This is a genomic window from Lactiplantibacillus fabifermentans DSM 21115 (genome assembly GCF_000498955.2).
Taxonomy (GTDB): Bacteria; Bacillota; Bacilli; order Lactobacillales; family Lactobacillaceae; genus Lactiplantibacillus; species Lactiplantibacillus fabifermentans.
The window spans coordinates 1-2,405 of the sequence record NZ_AYGX02000044.1; the positions used below are offsets into that span (position 1 = coordinate 1).

3 protein-coding genes are annotated in these 2,405 nt (G+C 39.5%); 1 reads left to right on the forward strand and 2 read right to left on the reverse strand.

The genetic code is table 11. The annotated features are described in order from the left end of the window. Positions 1–143: 143 nt before the first annotated feature. Positions 144–506 (reverse strand): rhodanese-like domain-containing protein, encoded by a 363-nt coding sequence (locus DY78_RS03600; protein WP_024626257.1) that lies wholly within the window; start codon positions 504–506, stop codon positions 144–146. After that, on the reverse strand, positions 493–1,038 hold the full coding sequence (locus DY78_RS03605) for a MarR family winged helix-turn-helix transcriptional regulator (protein ID WP_024626258.1): 546 nt from the start codon (positions 1,036–1,038) through the stop codon (positions 493–495). Before DY78_RS03605 ends, DY78_RS03600 begins: the two co-directional genes overlap by 14 nt. 343 nt (positions 1,039–1,381) lie before the next feature. Here DY78_RS03605 and DY78_RS03610 point away from each other — a divergent pair, with 343 nt between their 5' ends. Next, complete coding sequence (locus DY78_RS03610; protein ID WP_024626259.1) at positions 1,382–1,930, forward strand: NADPH-dependent FMN reductase; 549 nt, start codon at positions 1,382–1,384, stop codon at positions 1,928–1,930. Positions 1,931–2,405: the final 475 nt, after the last annotated feature.

Below are 2,405 nucleotides of genomic sequence, written 5' to 3' on the forward strand. Positions count from 1 at the left end.
GGTTATGCTGAACAATTTGTCCAAAAATTCGGATTAAATTTGCAATCTACCATATCTCAGTATTTTTTTGACTAAACACATTGGGCTAGTTTGAATGAATCATCCCAATTGCGACGTTGAACTGAACATATGCTGTTCAATACTTATAGACTCTCAATTGGCAAATGCATGCCTTTCCAACCTTCCAGCGCACAAGATAGTTCGTAGGCCTTGAAGTCAGCGGATAATAACGTTAACAAGGCAACCTTGCCAAGCGTGGTCCCGGCTGTCCAGTCATAGACCACGTATGTTTTGTGCTGATCAAGTTCAGACAGGCGGTTAGCCAAATCTTTGGCCGGCATCGCAATCGCACCTTCAATCTGATCTTTTTTAATTTTAGCAGGCGCATTACGGACATCTAAGATCACGTATTGTGGATTAGCTTGTTGCGCATCAGCCATGACCGTTTGATGATCAATATATAGGCTTAAATAAGTTTTCAAAAAATCGATTTTAGTTGTTTCCATGATGACGCTCCTCTTCTAAGTTAAGGTTTCTGGTGCCAATGTTTATTTTTTGTAGCAATGTTGAAAGTGTTTTTATTTCACTGGCAGATAAAGCAGCAGTAATCGTTTGAACGGCTTCAAAATTGCGTGGTAAAAACTTCTGCAACACCGCTTTCCCAGTTGGCGTCAATTGAATTAGAATGGAACGTTTATCGTTGGGAGCACTGAGTTTGATGACTAACCCACTGATCATTAACCGATTTAAAATTTTGGTCACAGTCGGTCGCGCCGCCCCTAATTTAGTCGCTAATTCAGAAGGCGCCAAGCAGTAATTCTCAGCTCGAAATAAAAACATTAAAATAATAAACCGGGTTTCGGTTAAATCTGACGCAGCGAGCACCTGGTCATAAGCCTTTTGCATTTCGCGATAAGTCCATTGCAAATCTAAAAACAAAACGGCGGCACTGACATCAGTCTTAGGATCGCCATATTCAGCAATCGTCCGACTAAGGCGCTTTTGGTCAGGACGATCCGTAAACTTAAAGTTGTCCATGATGATTCCTCCAAATATAGTTAGCTAGCTAACTATATTGATAACTATACTCGCTTTAATAGACAAAGCAAGTTTTTTTTAACAAATTCATATTTAATACTAGTTAATTGCGACTGCTCTAAGGTGATACCTTCAAGTAAAATTGTTCTAAACAGCGTTGAAAGTCAATCCCCGATAAAACTTGGCACATACCGATGTTCAATTTTTTGTCGGTCAAGATCCGGTCTACAAAAACGGATTATTCAAAATTGGAGTGGAAAAGGTTGCACTTTTAAAATAACTTGATATACTTACTAATAGTAAGTGAAACGAAAAAGCTAATTTTGAAAGGATTGTATAAACTATGACAAAGTATGGTGTAATTGTTGGTTCTATTCGTAAAAATTCATATTCTAAAGGGGTGGCTGACGCCATCGTTGCTGGTCTACCAGCGGATGCAGAAGTAACGTACTTAGACATTAGTCATTTACCATTGTACAACCAAGACTTAGATGCTAATTCTCCAGTTGAATACACTGAATTCCGGGCAGCCGTGGCTGCTCAAGATGCAATCCTCTTCGTTACTCCAGAACATAACCGCAGCATTCCAGCCGCATTGAAGAATGCCTTAGACATTGCTTCACGTCCATGGGGTGAAAGTGTTTGGAGTGGTAAGCCTGCTTTGGTTGCGTCACAATCAATCTCAGGTATTGCTGGCGTTTTAGCGCACCATGTCTTACGGCAATCATTAGTATTCTTAGACATGCCAACGATGCAACAACCAGAACTGTACATCGGTAACACGGATAAGTTAGCCGATGAAACTGGCAAGATCACTAACGAAGGTACGCAAGCTTTCTTAGCAAGTGCCGGTAAGCAATTTAGTGAATTTGCAGCTAAGTTCGTTAAATAATTTACAAAAAAACGTGTTGCTAGTTGGACAAGCTAGTAACACGTTTTTTTTGTAATATGGAAAATCAGGTTCGATTGATATTTGGCATGATTAAGTTTTTAAAATGATGACATGGCAATTAGTGCGACTAAACGGAATCTTACTTGCAATGATTGGTTATAAATTTAGGCGCCGACACATGGCCCTTCAAGCTTGGTGCGCGGCAATTTCAATCGTAATTATTTTAATACTAGCGATTCAACTGTGGCCGTTATTGGGGATTGCTAATCGTACCGCTGGGAGTCGGCCTGATTGTAGTAATCGTCCTGTTTTTGAAGTATTTGCGGATATAAGAATTTTGGTATCAATCATAGCAGTCTGCACAATATTGTGGGAACTTTTATGGCGTATCATTAGTTTCTGATATCAAAAAAACATACTAAGGTAGATTGCAAATTTAATCCGAATTTTTGGACAAATTGTTCAGCATAACCTG